18 protein-coding genes are annotated in these 18,888 nt (G+C 60.8%); 10 read left to right on the plus strand and 8 right to left on the minus strand.

Annotated features, from left to right (window positions below; translation table 11 throughout):
* Positions 1-2: 2 nt before the first annotated feature.
* The gene (gene pncB / locus AB7933_RS04410; protein ID WP_024073104.1) at positions 3-1,217 is read right to left on the minus strand and encodes a nicotinate phosphoribosyltransferase; all 1,215 of its coding nucleotides are present in this window, start codon (positions 1,215-1,217) and stop codon (positions 3-5) included.
* Positions 1,218-1,422: 205 nt separating this feature from the next.
* Entirely contained in the window at positions 1,423-2,313 is an 891-nt protein-coding gene (locus tag AB7933_RS04415; protein WP_024073105.1) for a LysR family transcriptional regulator, read from the minus strand.
* Between the two features lie 154 nt (positions 2,314-2,467).
* Between AB7933_RS04415 and AB7933_RS04420 the strand changes: the two genes are divergently transcribed.
* The 9 genes from AB7933_RS04420 (at position 2,468) to AB7933_RS04460 (ending at position 13,599) form a co-directional block, all read left to right on the plus strand.
* The gene (locus tag AB7933_RS04420) at positions 2,468-3,958 is read left to right on the plus strand and encodes an aldehyde dehydrogenase family protein (RefSeq protein ID WP_024073106.1); all 1,491 of its coding nucleotides are present in this window, start codon (positions 2,468-2,470) and stop codon (positions 3,956-3,958) included.
* Positions 3,959-4,115: 157 nt separating this feature from the next.
* Entirely contained in the window at positions 4,116-5,399 is a 1,284-nt protein-coding gene (locus tag AB7933_RS04425; RefSeq protein WP_024073107.1) for an NAD(P)/FAD-dependent oxidoreductase, read from the plus strand.
* A 372-nt stretch (positions 5,400-5,771) separates the two neighbouring features.
* A complete protein-coding gene (locus tag AB7933_RS04430) occupies positions 5,772-6,908 on the plus strand; it encodes a branched-chain amino acid ABC transporter substrate-binding protein (protein ID WP_024073108.1) in 1,137 nt (378 codons plus the stop codon).
* 201 nt (positions 6,909-7,109) lie between these two features.
* Complete coding sequence (locus tag AB7933_RS04435; RefSeq protein ID WP_024073109.1) at positions 7,110-8,024, plus strand: ABC transporter permease subunit; 915 nt, start codon at positions 7,110-7,112, stop codon at positions 8,022-8,024.
* A gap of 2 nt (positions 8,025-8,026) precedes the next feature.
* The gene (gene livM / locus AB7933_RS04440; RefSeq protein ID WP_024073110.1) at positions 8,027-9,304 is read left to right on the plus strand and encodes a high-affinity branched-chain amino acid ABC transporter permease LivM; all 1,278 of its coding nucleotides are present in this window, start codon (positions 8,027-8,029) and stop codon (positions 9,302-9,304) included.
* On the plus strand, positions 9,301-10,176 hold the full coding sequence (locus AB7933_RS04445) for an ABC transporter ATP-binding protein (RefSeq protein ID WP_024073111.1): 876 nt from the start codon (positions 9,301-9,303) through the stop codon (positions 10,174-10,176). The genes livM and AB7933_RS04445 overlap by 4 nt, the downstream gene beginning before the upstream one ends.
* On the plus strand, positions 10,173-10,889 hold the full coding sequence (locus AB7933_RS04450) for an ABC transporter ATP-binding protein (protein WP_024073112.1): 717 nt from the start codon (positions 10,173-10,175) through the stop codon (positions 10,887-10,889). Before AB7933_RS04445 ends, AB7933_RS04450 begins: the two co-directional genes overlap by 4 nt.
* Positions 10,890-11,708: 819 nt before the next feature.
* A complete protein-coding gene (locus tag AB7933_RS04455; protein WP_024073113.1) occupies positions 11,709-12,476 on the plus strand; it encodes an SDR family oxidoreductase in 768 nt (255 codons plus the stop codon).
* A 217-nt stretch (positions 12,477-12,693) separates the two neighbouring features.
* A complete protein-coding gene (locus AB7933_RS04460; RefSeq protein ID WP_041160827.1) occupies positions 12,694-13,599 on the plus strand; it encodes a cation diffusion facilitator family transporter in 906 nt (301 codons plus the stop codon).
* 58 nt (positions 13,600-13,657) lie between these two features.
* Here AB7933_RS04460 and AB7933_RS04465 read toward each other — a convergent pair whose 3' ends face one another.
* From AB7933_RS04465 to ureE, 5 genes are all read right to left on the minus strand, one after another.
* The gene (locus tag AB7933_RS04465; protein ID WP_024073115.1) at positions 13,658-14,779 is read right to left on the minus strand and encodes an AGE family epimerase/isomerase; all 1,122 of its coding nucleotides are present in this window, start codon (positions 14,777-14,779) and stop codon (positions 13,658-13,660) included.
* Positions 14,780-14,950: 171 nt separating this feature from the next.
* Positions 14,951-15,523 (minus strand): HupE/UreJ family protein, encoded by a 573-nt coding sequence (locus AB7933_RS04470; RefSeq protein WP_024073116.1) that lies wholly within the window; start codon positions 15,521-15,523, stop codon positions 14,951-14,953.
* A gap of 21 nt (positions 15,524-15,544) precedes the next feature.
* Positions 15,545-16,159 carry an urease accessory protein UreG gene (gene ureG / locus AB7933_RS04475; RefSeq protein WP_012721947.1) on the minus strand — a complete coding sequence of 205 codons (615 nt, stop codon included), beginning with the start codon at positions 16,157-16,159 and terminating at the stop codon, positions 15,545-15,547.
* A 39-nt stretch (positions 16,160-16,198) separates the two neighbouring features.
* Complete coding sequence (locus AB7933_RS04480) at positions 16,199-16,873, minus strand: urease accessory protein UreF (protein WP_024073117.1); 675 nt, start codon at positions 16,871-16,873, stop codon at positions 16,199-16,201.
* Positions 16,870-17,370, minus strand: a complete 501-nt coding sequence (gene ureE, locus AB7933_RS04485; RefSeq protein ID WP_024073118.1) for an urease accessory protein UreE — start codon at positions 17,368-17,370, stop codon at positions 16,870-16,872. Before ureE ends, AB7933_RS04480 begins: the two co-directional genes overlap by 4 nt.
* A 337-nt stretch (positions 17,371-17,707) precedes the next feature.
* On the opposite strand from ureE, the gene AB7933_RS04490 reads away from it, so the two are divergent.
* Complete coding sequence (locus AB7933_RS04490; protein ID WP_024073119.1) at positions 17,708-18,229, plus strand: C40 family peptidase; 522 nt, start codon at positions 17,708-17,710, stop codon at positions 18,227-18,229.
* 5 nt (positions 18,230-18,234) lie between these two features.
* Here the strand turns inward: AB7933_RS04490 and AB7933_RS04495 are convergent, their stop codons facing one another.
* Positions 18,235-18,867 carry a TetR family transcriptional regulator gene (locus AB7933_RS04495; protein ID WP_024073120.1) on the minus strand — a complete coding sequence of 211 codons (633 nt, stop codon included), beginning with the start codon at positions 18,865-18,867 and terminating at the stop codon, positions 18,235-18,237.
* Between the last annotated feature and the right edge of the window lie 21 nt (positions 18,868-18,888).

The following is an 18,888-nucleotide window of genomic DNA, read 5'->3' on the forward strand; positions in this document are numbered from 1 at the left end:
ATTCACTCCTTGCTGGAAAGGGCAGGTACTTTGAAAACGTGACGCAAATAGGCGACGAAATTCGGGTCGGTGCAGTGGGTCTTGCCCGCTTCATCGGAGATCTTCGCGACGGGCTGGCCATTGCACGCGGTCATTTTAAGCACGATGCTCATCGGTTCCACACCTGGAATATCGCAGGTCAGGTTGGTGCCGATACCGAAGCTGACATTAATGCGCCCCCGCAGCGCACGGAATATCTCCAAGGCCTTGGGCAGCGACAGGCTGTCGGAAAACACCAGGGTCTTGCTCATCGGCTCGATGCCCAGCTTGTGGTAGTGGGCGATGGCTTTCTCTGCCCATTGCACCGGGTCGCCGGAGTCGTGGCGCAGGCCGTCGAACAGCTTGGCGAAGTACAAGTCGAAATCGCTGAGAAAAGCGTCAGTGGTGATGCAGTCGGTCAGCGCGATACCGAGCAGGCCACGGTATTCGCGGACCCAGCAGTCGAGGGCGGCAATCTGGCTGTCGATCAGGCGCGGGCCGAGTTGCTGGTGGGCCATGATCCATTCGTGGGCCATGGTGCCCAGTGGCTTCATATCGAACTCGCGCGCCAGGTGCACGTTGCTGGTGCCGACAAAACGGCCGGGGAAGTCATGCTTGAGCACGCTGACCACTTCTTCCTGCACGCGGTACGAGAAGCGTCGGCGCGTGCCGAAGTCGGCCACTTGCAGCTCGGACAGTTCGTCGCTGCTGGCGTTGGCGGTCAACCAGTCGAACTTGCGGTACAGCTGCTCGCGGGCCTGTTCGAGGATCACGGTCTGGTAACGGTAGCGGTTGCGCACTTCGCTGACGATGGCCAGCATCGGCACTTCAAACAGGATCACATGCAGCCACGGCCCGCGCAGGCGGATAAACAGCTCGCCGTTCTCGATACCGGTCTGCACATAACGCAGGTTGAAACGAAACAGCCCGAGGAAGCGCAAAAAATCCGGCTTCATAAAGCTGATGCGTTCCAGGAAACCCAGTTGGTCCGGGCTCAGGCTCAGCTCGGCGAGGCGCTCGATCTGGTAGCGGATCTCCGCCAGGTACGGGCGCAGGTCTTCGCTGTTACGGCAACGAAACTCCCATTCAACTTCCACATTGGGGTAGTTGTGCAGCACCGCCTGCATCATGGTCAGCTTGTAGAAGTCGGTGTCGAGCAAGTTCTGCACGATGCGATCGGCAAACACACTCTCGCTCATAACGGGAATCTCCAGACAGGTCGGCGATGGGCGACGACCTTTACGCACAATTAAGGAAGGGGGCTAGTGGCGCATAGACCTGTGGGGTTTTGCCAGTGATTTTTTCGGCCAGGCCACTGGCCTCATCGGGGGCAAGCCCCCTCCCACATCAGGAACGCACTCCAAGTGGGGAGGGGGCTTGCCCCCGATAGCGCGATTTCAGGCACTAAATAACCTGCTCCATCATCCACTTTACAAACTCGCGCACCTTGGGCACTTCTGCCGAATGCTCGGGGTAGGCCAGGTAATACGCATCCTGGCTTGGCATCGCGTGCTGCCAAGGGATCACCAGCTTGCCCTCGGCCAGTTCCTCCTCCACCAGGAACCGCGGCAGCAGCGCCACGCCGCACCCCACCTGCGCCGCACGAATGCACATATAAAAGGTATCGAAGCGCGGCCCATGGTAGCTGTGCTCGGTGTGGAAGCCCTGGTCGGCAAACCAGTCATGCCAGCCTTGGGGCCGCGAGGCGTTTTGCAGCAGCACCAGGTTGCTCAGTTGCGTGGGGTCGGTGAACGGCTGCGCGGGCAGGCTCTCCGGGGCGCATACCGGGATCAGTTCTTCGCTGAACAGCTTCAGGCTCTCCGTGCCGGGGCGCGCGCCCTGGCCGAAGTAGAACGCCATGTCGGCCTTGCCTTGCAGCAGTTCATCCGGCGCCTGTTCGTTGCACAGGTCCAGGTGAATCTGTGGGTGACGCAGGCGCCAGCCCTTGAGGCGCGGTACCAGCCAGCGCGCGCCAAACGTGTAGGGCGTGGACACGCGTAACACTTCGGTCTCGCCGCCATAGGAGCGCAGGTAATGGGTGGACATCTCCACCTGGGTGAGGATCTTGCGCACTTCCACCAGATACAGGTCGCCCGCCGGGGTCATCTGCAGGCGACGGCGCACCCGGCGAAACAACAGGTGTTGCAGTAATTCTTCCAGCTGCGCGACCTGTTTGCTCACCGCGCTTTGCGTGAGGTTCAACTCCTCGGCGGCGCGGGTGAAGCTCAGGTGGCGGGTGGCGGCTTCGAAGCACTGCAGGGCAGTGATCGAGGGCAAATGTCTTTTGTTCAGCACGGCACGCCTCTTTTTATTCTTTGCATGAATAAACGGAATGATATCTCGCCTAATCGTCGTTTGTTGGTAAGTCTTGGGCCAGCTACAAATAAGGTCCGGATCGCCGTGTGGGCCGCGGCGCAATTTTTTTGTTGGTAGATTGAAGGAGTGACCCATGGTTGCCGCATTGCTTGATCGTCTCGGGGTAAACCCGGCGCTGTACCAGTCGGGTAAACAGCCCGTGCATTCGCCGATTGATGGCAGCCGTATCGGCAGCGTGCACTGGGAAGGTGCCGCCGAGGTGGAGCAACAGGTCAGTCGCGCCGAGCATGCATTCGAGGCCTGGCGCAAAGTGCCAGCCCCACGCCGTGGTGAGCTGGTACGCCAATTCGGCGACGTGTTGCGTGAATACAAGGCCGACCTGGGCGAGCTGGTGTCCTGGGAAGCCGGCAAGATCACCCAGGAAGGCTTGGGTGAAGTGCAGGAAATGATCGATATCTGCGACTTCGCCGTCGGCCTGTCGCGCCAGCTGTACGGTTTGACCATCGCCTCTGAGCGCCCCGGCCACCATATGCGTGAAACCTGGCACCCGTTGGGCGTGGTCGGCGTGATCAGTGCTTTCAACTTCCCGGTGGCCGTATGGGCGTGGAACACCACCCTGGCCCTGGTGTGCGGCAACGCCGTCATCTGGAAGCCTTCGGAAAAGACCCCGCTCACTGCCCTGGCCTGCCAGGCGCTGTTCGAGCGCGTGCTGAAGAACTTCAAGGACGCCCCGCAGTACCTGAGCCAAGTGATCATCGGTGGTCGTGACGCCGGTGCCGCACTGGTGGATGACCCGCGTGTCGCCCTGATCAGCGCCACCGGCAGCACGCGTATGGGCCGCGAAGTCGCGCCGAAAGTCGCCGCGCGTTTCGCCCGCAGCATCCTTGAACTGGGCGGTAACAACGCAATGATCCTCGGCCCGAGCGCCGACCTGGACATGGCCGTGCGCGCGATCCTGTTCAGCGCAGTCGGCACCGCCGGCCAGCGTTGCACCACCCTGCGCCGCCTGATTGCCCACGAGTCGGTCAAGGAAGAAATTGTCACCCGCCTCAAGGCGGCCTATTCCAAGGTGCGCATCGGCCACCCGCTGGAAGGCAACCTGATTGGCCCGCTGATCGACAAGCACGGCTTCGACAATATGCAGGACGCCTTGGAGCAAGCCCTGAGTGAAGGCGGCAAGGTGTTTGGCGGTAAGCGTCAGTTGGAAGACAAGTTCCCGAATGCCTACTACGTGTCGCCAGCGATCGTGGAAATGCCTGAGCAGAGCGACGTGGTGTGCACCGAGACCTTCGCACCGATTCTCTACGTGGTCGGCTACACCGACTTTGCCGAAGCCCTGCGCCTGAACAACGCGGTGCCGCAAGGCTTGTCGTCGTGCATCTTCACCACCGATGTGCGCGAAGCCGAGCAGTTCATGTCGGCAGTGGGCAGTGACTGCGGTATTGCCAACGTCAACATCGGCCCGAGCGGCGCCGAAATCGGCGGCGCGTTTGGCGGTGAGAAAGAGACCGGCGGCGGTCGTGAGTCGGGTTCGGATGCATGGCGCGGTTACATGCGTCGCCAGACCAACACCGTGAACTACTCGCTGGAGTTGCCATTGGCCCAGGGCATTACCTTCGACTGATTTCTGTAGGAGCGAGCTTGCTCGCGAAGATCGTCAACGATCAGGCGGGCAACCTGAATGAGCGCGATGTCCTTGCGTTTTTCGCGAGCAAGCTCGCTCCTACAGTGATGGTGTTGAACAAGAAAAATTGTTTGTTAGGTCTCATCGGAGTCTGGCAATGGCACTGCGCGAAACATGTTTGTGGGAACACCTCACCCCCGGCCGGCCGGATCGCGCCGCGCTCAAGGGCGAGGTCAAGGTGGATGTGTGCGTGATCGGTGCCGGGATCACCGGTTTGTCCGCGGCCATTCACTTGTTGGAACAGGGTAAAAGCGTCGCCGTGCTGGAAGCCCATCGCACCGGTCATGGCGGTTCGGGGCGCAACGTCGGGTTGGTCAATGCCGGCCTGTGGATTCCCCCGGACGAGATCGAAGCCGGTTTCGGCGAGGCGGTGGGCAGCCAGCTCAACCGCATGCTGGGTGCGGCACCGTCCCTGGTGTTCAGCCTGGTCGACAAATACAACATCGATTGCCAATTACGCCGCGAAGGCACCTTGCACATGGCGCACAACGCCCGTGGCGAAGCGGATCTGCGCAGTCGTGAAGAACAATGGAAGCGCCGTGGCGCGCCGGTCGAGCTGCTCACCGGCCAGGCCTGCGAGCAGGCCACCGGCACCCAAAAAATCGCCGCAGCCTTGCTCGACCGGCGCGCGGGCACCTTGAACCCGATGGCTTACACCAGTGGTTTGGCGAATGCGGCGGTCGGGCTGGGCGGGCAATTGTTCGACCATTCCCCGGTGACCCAGCTGGAACGCCAGGGTTCGCACTGGTCGGTGCAGACGGCCAACGGTGCGGTGCAGGCTGCACAAGTCGTGATCGCCTCCAATGCCTACACCGAAGGCGAATGGACCGAGTTACGGCGCAATTTCTTCCCCGGTTACTACTATCAGGTGGCTTCCGCCCCATTGACCGACGCCGCGGCCCAGCAAATCCTCCCCGGTGGCCAAGGTTCGTGGGACACACGCCAGGTCTTGAGCAGCATCCGCCGCGATGCCGATGGCCGCCTGTTGCTCGGCAGCCTGGGCAATGGCAGCCAGAAACCGACGTGGTTCCTCAAGGCGTGGGCCGATCGGGTGCAGCAGCATTACTTCCCGTACCTCAAATCGGTGCAATGGGAATACACCTGGACCGGTTGCATCGCGTTCACGCCCGATCACCTGATGCGCCTGTTCGAACCTGCCCCCGGCCTGGTCGCGGTAACGGGCTACAACGGGCGTGGCGTGACCACCGGCAGCGTGGTGGGTAAGGCATTCGCCGACTATTTGTGTCACCAGAATCCCCAGGCCCTGCCGATTCCGTTTACGCCAATGCAACCACTGGCCGCGGTGGGCCTGCGCAGCTGCCTTTATGAGGCCGGATTCTCGCTGTATCACGCAGGGCAATGCTTGAGGATCGTGATCTGATCAGCGATACCGCTCAGAAGCCTGCGTTTTCTGAGTAGGCTACTAATCTGTATTGGTGCAAGTCGTAGCAGTCGCGCACTGTAAATGTGCAGTTCCGTTACGCAGTCGGTTACAGCTGTAGGAACTGTCGTTTATCGCTTTGGTTGCAGGTGCGACCCGCCAGGGTTGTACTTTTTTGGCTATCGGGTTGCACCTCTTGATGCTAGAGGGTTGCACGTCCTGGCGAGCGGAGTCGAAACATCTGAAATAACAATGACACCGTGTCTTTTTGAAGAATAAAAACGTAATGGCACGAGGCTTGCTCAGGGCTTTCAGTGAAAGGTTTGAACGCAAGTTGTCGTGCCAAAAATCAAAAATATCGGAGCACCACTCATGTCCCAGACGTTTTACAAGAAAGGTTTTCTGGCCCTCGCCGTTGCAGCGGCACTGGGTGTTTCTACGTTTGTTCAAGCTGATGTGAAGATCGGCGTAGCGGGGCCCATGACCGGCGCCAACGCGTCGTTCGGTGAGCAGTACATGAAAGGTGCCCAGGCGGCAGCCGAGGTGATCAACAAGGCCGGCGGTATCAACGGCGAGAAGGTCGTGCTGGTTGCCGGTGACGATGCGTGTGAGCCGAAGCAGGCTGTGGCCGTGGCCAACCGCCTGGCGGACCAGGACAAAGTGATTGGCGTGGTCGGGCACTTCTGCTCGTCGAACACCATCCCGGCCTCCGAGGTTTACGACGAAGCGGGCATCATCGCGATCACCCCTGGCTCTACCAACCCACAAGTGACCGAACGCGGCCTGGGCGCCATGTTCCGTATGTGCGGCCGTGACGACCAGCAAGGCATCGTCGCCGGCGATTACATCGTCGACGTGCTCAAGGGCAAGAAAGTCGCGGTCATCAACGACAAGGACACCTACGGCAAAGGCCTGGCCGACGCCACCTCCGCCCAGTTGACCAAGCGCGGCGTCAAGCCGGTGCTGGAAGAGGGCCTGACCCGTGGCGAGAAAGACTTCAGCGCCCTGGTCACCAAAATCCGCTCCCTGGGCGCCGACGTCGTGTACTTCGGTGGCCTGCACCCGGAAGCCGGTCCGCTGGTCCGCCAGATTCGTGAAGCGGGCCTCAAAGACGTCAAGTTCATGTCCGATGACGGCGTGGTGACCGATGAACTGGTGGCCACCGCTGGCGGCGCGCAATACGTCGATGGCGTGTACATGACCTTTGGTGCCGACCCGCGCCTGCTGCCAGACAGCAAGGCCGTCGTGGAAGAGTTCCGCAAGGCCGGTTATGAGCCAGAAGGCTACACCCTGTACGCCTACGCCTCGCTGCAGGCCCTGGCCGCCGGTTTCAACGGCGCCAAGTCCAACAAGGGCGAAGACGCCGCCAAATGGCTGAAAGCGCACCCGGTCAAAACCGTGATGGGCGAGAAGACCTGGGACGCGAAGGGCGACTTGAAAGTCTCCGACTACGTGGTTTACCAGTGGGATAAAGACGGCAAATACCACCAGCTGGAAAAGCAGAAGTAAGGCATAGCGCCGACGTCCGAATGTGGGAGGGGGCTTGCCCCCGATGACGGTGTGTCAGCCCCCCGATGTACAGCTGACGCTCCGCAATCGGGGGCAAGCCCCCTCCCACAGGGGGACCGTGTTCTGATCGAGATCTGTCTTTTCCTCCAGAAGGACCGCGCACCCACCGGTGCGCAGGTTCTCACCGCGTGAGATTGCGTTATGGATGGTATTTTCCTGCAGCAACTGGTCAACGGCCTGACCCTCGGGTCGGTCTATGGCCTGATCGCCATCGGCTACACAATGGTCTATGGCATCATTGGCATGATCAACTTCGCCCATGGCGAGGTTTATATGATTTCCGCTTACCTCGCGGCGATCAGTCTGGCACTGCTGGCTTACTTCGGCATCGAATCCTTCCCACTGCTCATTCTCGGCACCCTGATCTTCACCGTGGTCGTCACTGGCGTTTACGGTTGGGTCATTGAACGTGTCGCCTACAAACCGCTGCGCAACTCCACCCGACTGGCACCGCTGATCAGCGCCATCGGGATCTCCCTGATCCTGCAGAACTACGCGCAGATCGCCCAGGGTGCGAAACAACAAGGCATTCCAACCCTGCTGGCCGGCGCCTGGCGCGTCGACATCGGCAGTGGGTTCGTCCAGCTCACGTACACCAAGATCTTCATCCTCGTGGCGGCGTTTGCCGGCATGGCGTTGCTCACCTACATCATCAAGTACACCAAGCTCGGCCGCATGTGCCGCGCCACCCAGCAAGACCGCAAGATGGCCTCGATCCTGGGGATCAACACCGACCGCGTGATCTCCTACGTGTTTATCATCGGTGCCGCCATGGCGGCCCTGGCCGGCGTGCTGATCACCCTCAACTACGGCACGTTCGACTTCTACGCCGGCTTCATCATCGGCATCAAGGCGTTTACCGCAGCGGTACTCGGCGGCATCGGTTCCCTGCCTGGGGCCATGCTCGGCGGGATCATCCTGGGTATTTCCGAGTCGTTGTTCTCGGGGTTGATCAACTCTGACTACAAAGACGTGTTCAGTTTCTCCCTGTTGGTGGTGATTCTGATTTTCCGTCCTCAGGGCCTGCTTGGTCGCCCACTCGTGGCGAAGGTGTAAACATGTCTGCTGCCAAACCTATCGATATCAAGAAAAGTGTGGTCGATACGATCCTTGCCGGGCTTATTTCGCTGATCGTATTCGGTCCGATCGTCGGCGTGGTCCTCGACGGCTACAGCTTCAACCTGGAACCTGCGCGCGTGGCCACCTTGGTCGCCATCGTGATGGCCGGCCGCTTTGCCCTCAGCCTGTTCCTGCAAACCCCCAAGGGCCTGAAGATTCTGCAAGGCTTCGAAAGCAGTGGCTCCGGCGTGCACGTACTGCCACCGGACTACAAGTCGCGGCTGCGCTGGATCATCCCGGTGTTGATCGTGATCGCCATCGTGTTCCCGATCTTCGCCAACAAATACCTGCTGACTGTGGTGATCCTCGGGTTGATCTACGTGTTGCTGGGCCTGGGCCTGAACATCGTGGTCGGCCTGGCCGGCTTGCTCGACCTGGGTTACGTGGCGTTCTACGCCATCGGTGCCTACGGCCTGGCGCTGGGCTACCAGTACCTCGGCCTGGGCTTCTGGACGGTGCTGCCCCTGGCGGCCATCTGTGCGGCGCTGGCGGGGTGCATACTCGGATTCCCGGTGTTGCGAATGCACGGTGACTACCTGGCCATCGTGACCCTGGGCTTCGGTGAGATCATCCGGTTGGTACTGAACAACTGGCTGTCATTTACCGGCGGCCCGAACGGTATGCCGGTGCCTTCGCCAACCTTCCTCGGCCTGGAGTTCGGGCGCAAGGCGAAGGATGGCGGGATTCCGTTCCATGAGTTCTTCGGCATCGATTACAACCCCAACATCAAGTTCATGTTCATCTACATCGTGCTGTTCCTGGTGGTGCTGGCTGTGCTGTACATCAAGCACCGCCTGACCCGCATGCCTGTAGGCCGTGCCTGGGAGGCCTTGCGCGAAGATGAGATCGCCTGCCGTTCCATGGGCCTGAACCATGTATTGGTCAAGCTCTCGGCGTTCACCATTGGCGCTTCCACTGCCGGCCTGGCCGGGGTGTTCTTTGCCAGCTACCAGGGCTTCGTCAACCCGTCGTCGTTCACCTTCTTCGAGTCGGCGCTGATCCTGGCCATCGTCGTACTGGGCGGCATGGGCTCGACGGTTGGCGTGGTGATTGCGGCATTTGTATTGACCGTCGCCCCGGAACTGCTGCGCAGCTTCTCCGAATACCGCGTGCTGCTGTTTGGCGTGTTGATGGTGGTGATGATGATCTGGCGACCGCGTGGGCTGATCCGCATCAGCCGTACCGGCGTGACCCCACGTAAAGGAGTGGCGCCATGAGCAAGGAAATCGTCCTCAGCGTGGAACACCTGATGATGCACTTCGGTGGCATCAAGGCCTTGAGCGATGTGAGCCTCAAGGTCGAACGCAACTCGATCTTCGCCCTGATCGGCCCCAACGGCGCGGGCAAGACCACCGTGTTCAACTGCCTCACCGGCTTCTACAAAGCCAGCGGTGGCAAGATCGAGCTCAACGTACGTGGCAAGCAGACCAACGTGATCCAGTTGCTCGGCGAGCGCTTCAAGGCCGTCGACTTCGTCTCGCCGAAAAGCTTCTTCAGCCGGGTGTTCTACAAGATGTTCGGCGGTACTCACCTGGTCAACCGTGCCGGCCTGGCCCGCACGTTCCAGAACATCCGCCTGTTCAAGGAAATGTCGGTGCTGGAAAACCTGCTGGTGGCCCAGCACATGTGGGTCAACCGCAACATGCTGGCGGGCATCCTCAACACCAAGGGCTACCGCAAGGCCGAAAGCGATGCACTCGACCACGCGTTCTACTGGCTCGAAGTAGTCGACCTGGTGGACTGCGCCAACCGCCTCGCCGGCGAACTTTCCTATGGCCAGCAACGCCGTCTGGAAATCGCCCGCGCCATGTGCACGCGACCGCAGATCATCTGCCTCGACGAGCCCGCGGCGGGCCTCAACCCCCAGGAAACCGAAGCCCTCAGCGCGATGATTCGCCTGCTGCGCGACGAACACGACCTCACGGTGGTGCTGATCGAACACGACATGGGCATGGTGATGAGTATTTCCGACCATATCGTGGTGCTCGACCACGGCAACGTGATCGCCGAAGGTGGGCCGGAAGCGATCCGCAACGACCCGAAAGTGATTGCCGCCTACCTGGGTGCTGACGAAGAGGAGCTGGTATGAGTGCGCCTATCCTCGAAATGAAGGACCTGGATGTGTTCTACGGCCCGATCCAGGCCCTGAAGAAAGTCTCGCTGCACATCAACGAAGGCGAGACCGTCAGCCTGATCGGCTCCAACGGCGCGGGTAAATCCACGCTGCTGATGTCGATCTTCGGCCAGCCACGGGCGGAGTCGGGGCAGATTCTCTATAACGGTGTCGACATTACCCACAAGTCGTCCCACTACATCGCCTCCAACGGCATTGCGCAGTCGCCGGAAGGGCGGCGGGTGTTCCCCGACATGACCGTCGAGGAAAACCTGCTGATGGGCACCATCCCTATCGGTGACAAGTTCGCCCAGGAAGACATGCAGCGCATGTTCGAGCTGTTCCCGCGGCTCAAGGAGCGGCGTAACCAGAGGGCCATGACCATGTCCGGTGGCGAGCAGCAAATGCTCGCCATTGCCCGCGCGCTGATGAGCCGTCCCAAGTTGCTGTTGCTGGATGAACCGAGCCTGGGCCTGGCGCCGATTGTGGTGAAGCAGATCTTTTCCACCCTGCGCGAACTGGCCTCCACCGGGATGACCATCTTCCTGGTGGAGCAGAACGCCAACCACGCACTGCGTTTGTCGGACCGGGCGTATGTGATGGTGAACGGCGAGATTCGCCTCACAGGCACCGGCAAGGAGCTGCTGGTGAACGAGGAAGTGCGCAACGCCTACCTCGGCGGCCACTGATCCAAATAACAATGCAGTCCCCCTGTGGGAGGGGCGGTGCGACGATTCGACTTGCCCCCGATGGCGGTGTATCAGTCGGCACATCTGATACTGACCCACCGCTATCGGGGGCAAGTCGAATCGTCGCACCGCCCCTCCCACATTTGGTTTTATGGTACCCACAAGGGCGATCCCAAATTGTGGAAAACAAATCCAGCCTCCCTCCAAAGCGCGACATATAGCCGCCGCAAATCCCTGTTTTGTCACAGTTTTGACTTGTCCCCATCCACTGTGGAACCGGCTGTGGGTAACGTGGGAGTAGCTGGCTGAACGCCTTTAAAACCGTGGCTTCCAGCTGTGTGGTTGTTTTTTGATCAGTGGCTTTTTCGCGGCCGATCGAGGGGTTTGTCAACCTGTTTAAAGACACAGGTATATGACTGAAATATGTCCCGCCAGCCTGTGGATAAGTCTGTGATTAAACTCTGGAAAGACTGCCGCAGAGGCCGGAATGACTGGCCTGGAGCCATCGTTCGATTTTCCCCGCTGCCTATGGGGCTACATACGCCTGCGCTCAGGTCAAGCAAAAAACTTTCTAAAATCGCCTGAAAGCCTTGTACACAGCGGCCTGAAGCGTTTTGCACTTGCCCCCAAAGACTGTGGGCGCAGCTGTGGATAACCTGCGTGCATATGGCTGCAAGCCACGGCTCATAAGGCTTTGCTCGTTATGGTTAAAAAATGACCAGGCGTGAGTGAGGTGATGTGCATAGCGGTTGCCGCAACCGCGGCGTAAAGGCATTCTGCTGGCTGATTTTTTTCCCCGATGCCCGCAAGGAGAACACCATGTCCAACACGCTGTTTATTACTGGCGCCACCTCAGGTTTCGGCGAAGCCTGCGCCCGTCGGTTTGCCGAAGCCGGCTGGAAACTGGTGCTCACCGGTCGTCGTGCCGAGCGTTTGAACGCGTTGGTCGAAGAGCTTTCCAAGCAGACCGAAGTGCATGGCCTGGTGGTGGACGTCCGTGACCGCAAGGGCATGGAGGATGCCATCGCCAACCTGCCACCATCGTTCGCCACGCTGCGCGGCTTGATCAACAACGCCGGGCTGGCCGTGGGCACTGACCCTGCACCCAAGTGCAACCTCGACGACTGGGAAACCATGGTCGACACCAATATCAAGGGCCTGCTGACCACCACCAGCCTGCTGCTGCCGCGCCTGATCGCCCATGGGCGTGGTGCCGGGATCATCAACCTGGGCTCCATTGCCGGCAGCTACCCGTATCCAGGCAGCCACGTGTATGGCGGCTCCAAGGCGTTCGTGAAGCAGTTCTCGCTGAACCTGCGTTGCGACCTGCAAGGCACAGGCGTGCGCGTGACCAATATCGAGCCGGGCTTGTGCGAGAGTGAGTTCTCCCTGGTGCGCTTCGGTGGTGACCAGGCGCGCTACGACGCCACCTACGCCGGCGCCGAGCCCATCCAGCCGCAGGACATTGCCGACACCATCTTCTGGGTGCTGAACACCCCTGCGCACGTCAACATCAACCGGTTGGAGCTGATGCCGGTGAGCCAGACCTGGGCTGGGTTTGCGATTGAGCGTGGGGCTAAGGCCTAAGCCGCTTACGCCATACACTGTAGGAGCGAGCTTGCTCGCGAAAAACGTCAACGATGACGCGTGCATTCTGACTGCACGTGGCGCCCTCGGGTTTTTCGCGAGCAAGCTCGCTCCTACAATAAATGGCGGCAAATCGGTCAAAACAGGCCATAAGGTACACTCCACTCCTGAAAACCCCACCGCATCCAGCGGTTCAAAGGTTTTGACGGGAGGAATTGTGAGTAACCGAGGTGAGCAGTCGCTGCTCAAACAATCGACGATCCTGATGTTCGCTGTCGCGATCGCCGGGATTGTCACGGGTGTGGTTTCTGGCGCCCAATCCATTTTATTCGACGGCTTTTTCTCGCTGATCGCCACCGCCATCAAGGTGTTGATGCTGATCACGGCCAAGCTGATCGCCAAGAAAAGCAATGAGCGTTTCCAGTTCGGCTACTGGCACTTGGAGCCGATGGTATTGCTGATCGAAGGCAGCTTCCTGCTGCTGATCGCCATCTATGCGTTCCTTAACGGTGTGTTCGGCATTATCAATGGCGGGCGCGAGATCGAGTTGGGCCTGGTGATTATCTATGCCGCGGTATTTACCGTGGTCGAGTTCGCCTATTTCTTCTATGTGCGCTACCGCAACCGCAGGCTCAAGTCATCGCTGATCCAGTTCGACAACATCAGTTGGCTGGTGGACGCGATGCTTTCGGTGGGCTTGCTGGTCAGCTTTCTCGCCGCGCTGTTGCTTAAGTCCCAGGGCTATGGCGAGTGGGCGGTGTATGTCGACCCGTTGATCCTGATCCTGCTGGCCCTGAGCATGCTGGCGCCGGCCTTCAAGATCCTGCGCCCGGCCTTGCGCGAGGTGTTGGGGATTGCCCCGGACCACTTGGACGACAAGGTGCGTGAAGTGATGGACGCCGCCCAGGCCAGGCATGGTTTCGAAGACTACGTGTCCTACGTGCAAAAGCACGGACGGGCGCGGTTTATCGAGATTCATGTGGTGTTGCCGGCGGACTACCCGGTGGATAGCGTCGCGACCCTCGACGGGCTGCGCGAAGAGATATCCACAGGGCTGGGCAAACCGGATGCGGCGCGCTGGTTGACGATCAGCTTTACCGGGGATCGCAAGTGGATTGCTTGATGGTCAGTTAGACCGAGTCGTCTGCATCGGGGGCTTGCCCCCGATGAGGCCCTGAAGGTCACCCGAGATGCTGGATCAAACCCTGATAACAGGTCGCCAAATGATAAGGCGTGGTCGACGGCATATCCCGCCGGCTCACGTCGCCTTTGGCATCCAGGCATTCATGCCAGCCTTTTTCATGCAGGAAATGCTGTTGCAGCGCGAGCAATTGGCGCTGCAGCACGGCCTCACTGCCAGGCCGCAAGGTCAGTGCCCGCAGGTATTCCGCCTGGGCCCAGATACGCTGGGTGCCGTCGCGCACCGTACCGTCGAGTGCCAGCATGCCGCTGACCGCCCCGGTCGCGCTATCCACACCCTTGTGCTCTGCGTAGGCAAACGCCCGCGTCAGTGACCCATGCAGTGGAGTGCCGCGCAGCACGGGCGACGATTCCAGCAAAAAGAACCACTCGAACTGGTGCCCCGGCTCAAACCAGTTATCCACAGCGCCCAGCGGTTTTTCCATCATCACGCCATGCTGGCGTTCGATAAAGCGCTGCTGCATGGCCGTCGCCAGGCTCAGCAGGGCCGCTTGCACGCCGGTATCCTCACGCACCGCCAGGGTGGCGAGGAAGCCTTCGGCCAGGTGCATCAGCGGGTTTTGCAGCGGGCCGGACTTGAGTGATGACCAGTTGCGCTCCAGCACCGCCTCGTACAGGCCATCGCCGTTGGCGAAGCGCTCGGCCACCACTTCCAGGGCGGCATTCAATACCGACTCCACCAGCGGCTCACGCACCTTGGCCCAGTAATGGGCGCAGGCAAAGATGATGAAGGCGTGGGTGTAGAGGTCCTTGCGTTTGTCCAGTGGCTGGCCGGCAGGGTCGATGCTGTAGAACCAGCCGCCATGTTCGGCATCGTGGAAATGCCGTTGCAGGGAGCGAAACAGCGCCGCTGCGCGTTCTTCGGCAAAGGCTGCACCGGGTACGCCGATCAGGCTGGCGAACAGATACAACTGCCGTGCGCAAGCCATGGCGCGGTAGCGTTGCGGGGGCAAGGGCCGGTGATCGGCGTCCAGCGCCTCATAGGGTAACGTCAGCTCGGCATTCCAGCCCGGGCCCTGCCAGAGCGGCACGATCACGTCATGGAAGTGCGAGAGCACGGCATTCAAGGAAGACTGGGGGGTGGAGCTTGGAACGGTGGGCATCGGCTGGCGTCGTCACGGCAGGGGTGTAGGCGCGCATGGTAGCAGGCTTGGGATCAGTGGTGTCTGCGCCACCGCTATCGGGAGCAAGCTCCCTCCCACATTTGGATTTGTGAACACAGTCAAATGTGGGAGGGGGCTTGCCCCCGATGAGGCCCTTACAAACGGCGCAAATCAGCCCGCCAGCAACCACACCCCAGTCGCCGCCGAAGCCGCCCCGGCAACCCGCACCAACGGCGCCGCCGCAGCCGGCAGCCAGCGCACCAGCGCATACCCGGCGGCGTGCAGTGCAGCGGTCGCGCCGACAAACCCTGCGGCATACGCCCAAGGGCTCGACATGTCTGGCAGCTCAAGGCCATGGGCAACCCCGTGGAACAAGGCAAACACCGCCGTCGCCGCCACCGCCACGAACAACGGCGGACGCACTGCCAGCGCCACCGCCAGGCCCAGTGCCAGCACCGACGCGGCAATCCCGCTTTCCAGTGCCGGCAACCCCAGGCCCTCAAAACCCAGCACGCCGCCTATCAGCATGGTGCCCACAAACGTGCAAGGCAGGGCCCAACGCGCCGCGCCTTTTTGCTGCGCGGCCCACAGGCCTACCGCCACCATGGCCAGCAGGTGGTCGATACCGCCCAATGGATGGCTGATACCGGCCACCAGGCCGTTGTCGCCATGGCCGGGGTGAGCGAAGGCCAGGGCAGGGGTGAGCAGCAGGGCGGCGGCGCCGAAGAGTTTTTTCAGGCTCATGGACAGGTTCCTTAGGGTTGATCAGGCCGCGGTCAACAGACCTTGGCGTTCGATAAAGGCGACGATTTCTTCCAGGCCGACACCGGTTTTCTGATTGCTGAACACGAAGGGTTTGCCGTTGCGCATGCGCTGGGTGTCGCTGTTCATCAGTTCCAGCGAGGCGCCGACCAGCGGTGCCAGGTCGATCTTGTTGATCACCAGCAGGTCGGATTTGCAAATACCGGGCCCACCCTTGCGGGGCAGCTTGTCGCCGGCCGACACATCGATCACGTAGATGGTCAGGTCCGACAGCTCCGGGCTGAAGGTGGCCGACAGGTTGTCGCCGCCAGACTCCACCAGAATCAGGTCCAGGCCAGGGAAGCGGCGGTTGAGCTGGTCCACCGCTTCCAGGTTGATCGAGGCGTCTTCGCGGATCGCCGTGTGCGGGCAGCCACCGGTTTCCACGCCGATGATGCGCTCGGGCGCCAGGGCCTGGTTGCGCACCAGGAAGTCGGCGTCTTCGCGGGTATAGATGTCATTGGTGACCACCGCCAGGTTGTAGCGATCACGCAGCGCCAGGCACAGGGCCAGGGTCAGGGCGGTCTTGCCGGAGCCCACCGGACCGCCGATGCCGACGCGCAGAGGTTGTGTGTTCATGTGCTTCTCCAAAATAAAAGGCCTCCGACGTAAAAGGACCTATGAACGGAACAGGCGGCTGTACTGGCGCTCATGGGCCATGCATGCCAAGGACAGGCCGAAGGCGGCACTGCCAAAATGGTTGGGGTCGATGCGACCGGCGTCCTGTTGGGCCTGTTGCAGCAGCGGCAGCAGTTCGCTGGTCAGGCGTTGGGCGGCTTGCTGGCCGAGGGGCAGGGTTTTCATCAACACCGCCAATTGGTTTTCCAGCCAGCTCCACAGCCAGGCAGCCAGGGCATCGTCGGGGCTGATGCGCCAGGCGCGGGCGGCCAGGGCCCAACCGAGGGCCAGGTGGGGTTCGGTGTGTTGATCGAGCACTTCGCGAGCGTCAGCGTCGAGCTCGGGCAAGCCGTTGAGCAGTTGTTGCAGGGAGTAGCCCATCTGCCGGCTTTCCTGATACAGCTCGCGCGTCTCACGACTGGCGCGGTGTTCTGCGCACAACTGCGCCAACTGCGGCCAATCCTCGTCGGCGGCAGCACGGCAATGGGCAAGCAGCAGCGGGGCTTCGAAGCGTGCAAGGTTGAGCAGCAACTGGTCGCTGATCCAGCGTCGGGCGCTGTCGGCCTCACTCACGCGGCCATTTTCCACGGCCATTTCCAGCCCCTGTGAATAGCTGTAGCCGCCAATCGGCAGTTGCGGACTGGCCAGACGCAACAGCGCCCAGGCTGGGTTCATAACCGTACGCCGAACTGGTGCAGCTTGGGCGGGTAGTTGAAATCTTCGTCGCCATGGCGCGAATGATGATGGCCGCCGCCATAGGCGCCATGTTCCGGCTGGAAGGGCGCTTCGATGGTTTGCGTGGTGGCACCCAGTTGATCGAGCATCGCCTTGAGCACGTAGTCGTCCAACAAGCGCAACCAGCCATCGCCGACCTGCAGGGCGACATGGCGATTGCCCAGGTGATAGGCGGCACGGGTCAGTTCAAACGCGCTGCTACAGGTGACATGCAGCAGTTGTTCAGGACGCGCGCATACGCGTACGACACGTCCGTCTTCGGCTTGTAGGAATTCGCCATCGTGCAGCGGCGGTTGGCCACGCTCCAGAAACAGGCCGACATCTTCGCCGTCGGCACTGAAACAGCGCAGGCGGCTTTTGCTGCGCGCTTCGAAATTCAGCAGCAATTCAGCGGCCCAGAGGGCCTGCGGGGCGATTCGGCGGTGGATCACCAGCATCAGGAAACTTCCAGCTATGAGCGATGCAAGAGCTAGAGCAAGGGCCTTGCCAATCATGCCGTGGAGTAGGAATTGCCTGTAGGTGCGTGGCAGTGCTGCCGAATAGGGCGTCAGAAAACTTCGCCAATGTTTCAAATTGGTGCATCGCCCTGTTTATGGCACCAAATATGTGCGCTTCTCCTTGGGGCGGACGGGGGCTGCAGGAAATCTCTTTCATCTTTTTTATCGCTGAATTTTTTTCGGATTTGTCCTACGTGCTCACAGGAATAGGAGTTCATCGGATTACCTGGTCGTTGATTAGGATTTGCGCCGTGCTCAATCCACGACGGGTTCCACCATGTTCAAATCAATTGTGTGTGTATTCATTTTCGGCCTTTTCCTGGTCACCACGTCTTCATCGGCCAATATCCAGAAGCGCGCTGTCGCCCCTCTCAAGGTCGACACTGCCCTGCCAGCCCTGTCACGCAAACCGTCCATCGACGATGTGATCGATCGCGCTCATGAGTTACTCGGTACGCCCTATAAATGGGGTGGGAATTCAGTCGAGCAGGGCTTCGATTGCAGCAGCTTCCTGGTGTACCTGTTCAAGACCCAGGCCAATATCCACCTGCCGCGTACCACGGCGGCGATGCATGGTTCGAAGGCCGCCACGATCAAGCGCAACGCCTTGAAGCCTGGCGACGCGGTATTTTTCAAAGGTAACGGGCGCGGGCGGGTGAGCCATGTCGGCCTCTACATAGGCGAGGGCAAATTTATCCATTCGCCACGGGCGGGCAAAACCGTGCGTATCGACTCGCTGAGCAACCGTTACTGGGACCGTAATTTCACCACCGCCAAGCGTTTCCACGCCGCGGGCTGAGGGACTTACTCCGTGCTGCCCAGGCCCTGCCAATGCTTGAGGCCGATAAAGATAAAGCGCAGTTGCTGGGTGATTTTCGCCTGGGGCGTGAGGTGGGCCGGGAGGGCCTGGGCGGGAGGGTCGATGATGTCGGGCAGGGTGGCGAACACGCTCTTGACGATCAGGTCGGCCATCACGTGCAAACCGTCGGCATCCAGGTGCTGGAGCTTGGGCATGTGGGTGAGGTCCGCCGCGAGGTCGCGGGTGATGTCTTCGCGCAGGGCACCGATGGCCTGGCGCACCGCCAGGCAGCCGCCATATTGTTCGCGGGCGAGGAACAAAAACTGCGAACGGTTGGCCGAGACCACATCGAGGAAGATCCGCACGGACGCATCGATGATGCCGCCCATCACGAATTCGTTATGGCGCACCAGGCGAATGGTGGCGCGGAAGGTCTGGCCGACTTCGCTGACCAGCACCAGGCCCAGCTGATCCATATCGGCAAAATGTCGATAGAACCCGGTCGGTACAATTCCGGCCGTCTTGGCCACTTCGCGCAGGCTCAGGCTGCCAAACCCACGGCCACACTCCATCAGATGGCGGGCTGCGTCCATCAAGGCGAGGCGGGTCTGTTGCTTCTGTTCGGCGCGGGGCAGCATGTGGGGGCGGGCTTTGTCGGC

This window comes from Pseudomonas gorinensis (assembly GCF_042015035.1).
Taxonomy (GTDB): Bacteria; Pseudomonadota; Gammaproteobacteria; order Pseudomonadales; family Pseudomonadaceae; genus Aquipseudomonas; species Aquipseudomonas gorinensis.

What these genes read in the sequence shown, in the direction of transcription:
- AB7933_RS04455 (WP_024073113.1), top strand. Translation starts at nt 11,709, where the DNA reads ATGTCCAACACGCTGTTTATTACTGGCGCCACCTCAGGTTTCGGCGAA.
- AB7933_RS04480 (WP_024073117.1), bottom strand. Translation starts at nt 16,873, where the DNA reads ATGAACCCAGCCTGGGCGCTGTTGCGTCTGGCCAGTCCGCAACTGCCG.
- AB7933_RS04420 (WP_024073106.1), top strand. Translation starts at nt 2,468, where the DNA reads ATGGTTGCCGCATTGCTTGATCGTCTCGGGGTAAACCCGGCGCTGTAC.
- AB7933_RS04465 (WP_024073115.1), bottom strand. Translation starts at nt 14,779, where the DNA reads ATGCCCACCGTTCCAAGCTCCACCCCCCAGTCTTCCTTGAATGCCGTG.
- AB7933_RS04435 (WP_024073109.1), top strand. Translation starts at nt 7,110, where the DNA reads ATGGATGGTATTTTCCTGCAGCAACTGGTCAACGGCCTGACCCTCGGG.
- ureG (WP_012721947.1), bottom strand. Translation starts at nt 16,159, where the DNA reads ATGAACACACAACCTCTGCGCGTCGGCATCGGCGGTCCGGTGGGCTCC.
- ureE (WP_024073118.1), bottom strand. Translation starts at nt 17,370, where the DNA reads ATGCTGGTGATCCACCGCCGAATCGCCCCGCAGGCCCTCTGGGCCGCT.
- AB7933_RS04495 (WP_024073120.1), bottom strand. Translation starts at nt 18,867, where the DNA reads ATGCTGCCCCGCGCCGAACAGAAGCAACAGACCCGCCTCGCCTTGATG.
- pncB (WP_024073104.1), bottom strand. Translation starts at nt 1,217, where the DNA reads ATGAGCGAGAGTGTGTTTGCCGATCGCATCGTGCAGAACTTGCTCGAC.
- livM (WP_024073110.1), top strand. Translation starts at nt 8,027, where the DNA reads ATGTCTGCTGCCAAACCTATCGATATCAAGAAAAGTGTGGTCGATACG.
- AB7933_RS04425 (WP_024073107.1), top strand. Translation starts at nt 4,116, where the DNA reads ATGGCACTGCGCGAAACATGTTTGTGGGAACACCTCACCCCCGGCCGG.
- AB7933_RS04430 (WP_024073108.1), top strand. Translation starts at nt 5,772, where the DNA reads ATGTCCCAGACGTTTTACAAGAAAGGTTTTCTGGCCCTCGCCGTTGCA.
- AB7933_RS04470 (WP_024073116.1), bottom strand. Translation starts at nt 15,523, where the DNA reads ATGAGCCTGAAAAAACTCTTCGGCGCCGCCGCCCTGCTGCTCACCCCT.
- AB7933_RS04450 (WP_024073112.1), top strand. Translation starts at nt 10,173, where the DNA reads ATGAGTGCGCCTATCCTCGAAATGAAGGACCTGGATGTGTTCTACGGC.
- AB7933_RS04445 (WP_024073111.1), top strand. Translation starts at nt 9,301, where the DNA reads ATGAGCAAGGAAATCGTCCTCAGCGTGGAACACCTGATGATGCACTTC.
- AB7933_RS04490 (WP_024073119.1), top strand. Translation starts at nt 17,708, where the DNA reads ATGTTCAAATCAATTGTGTGTGTATTCATTTTCGGCCTTTTCCTGGTC.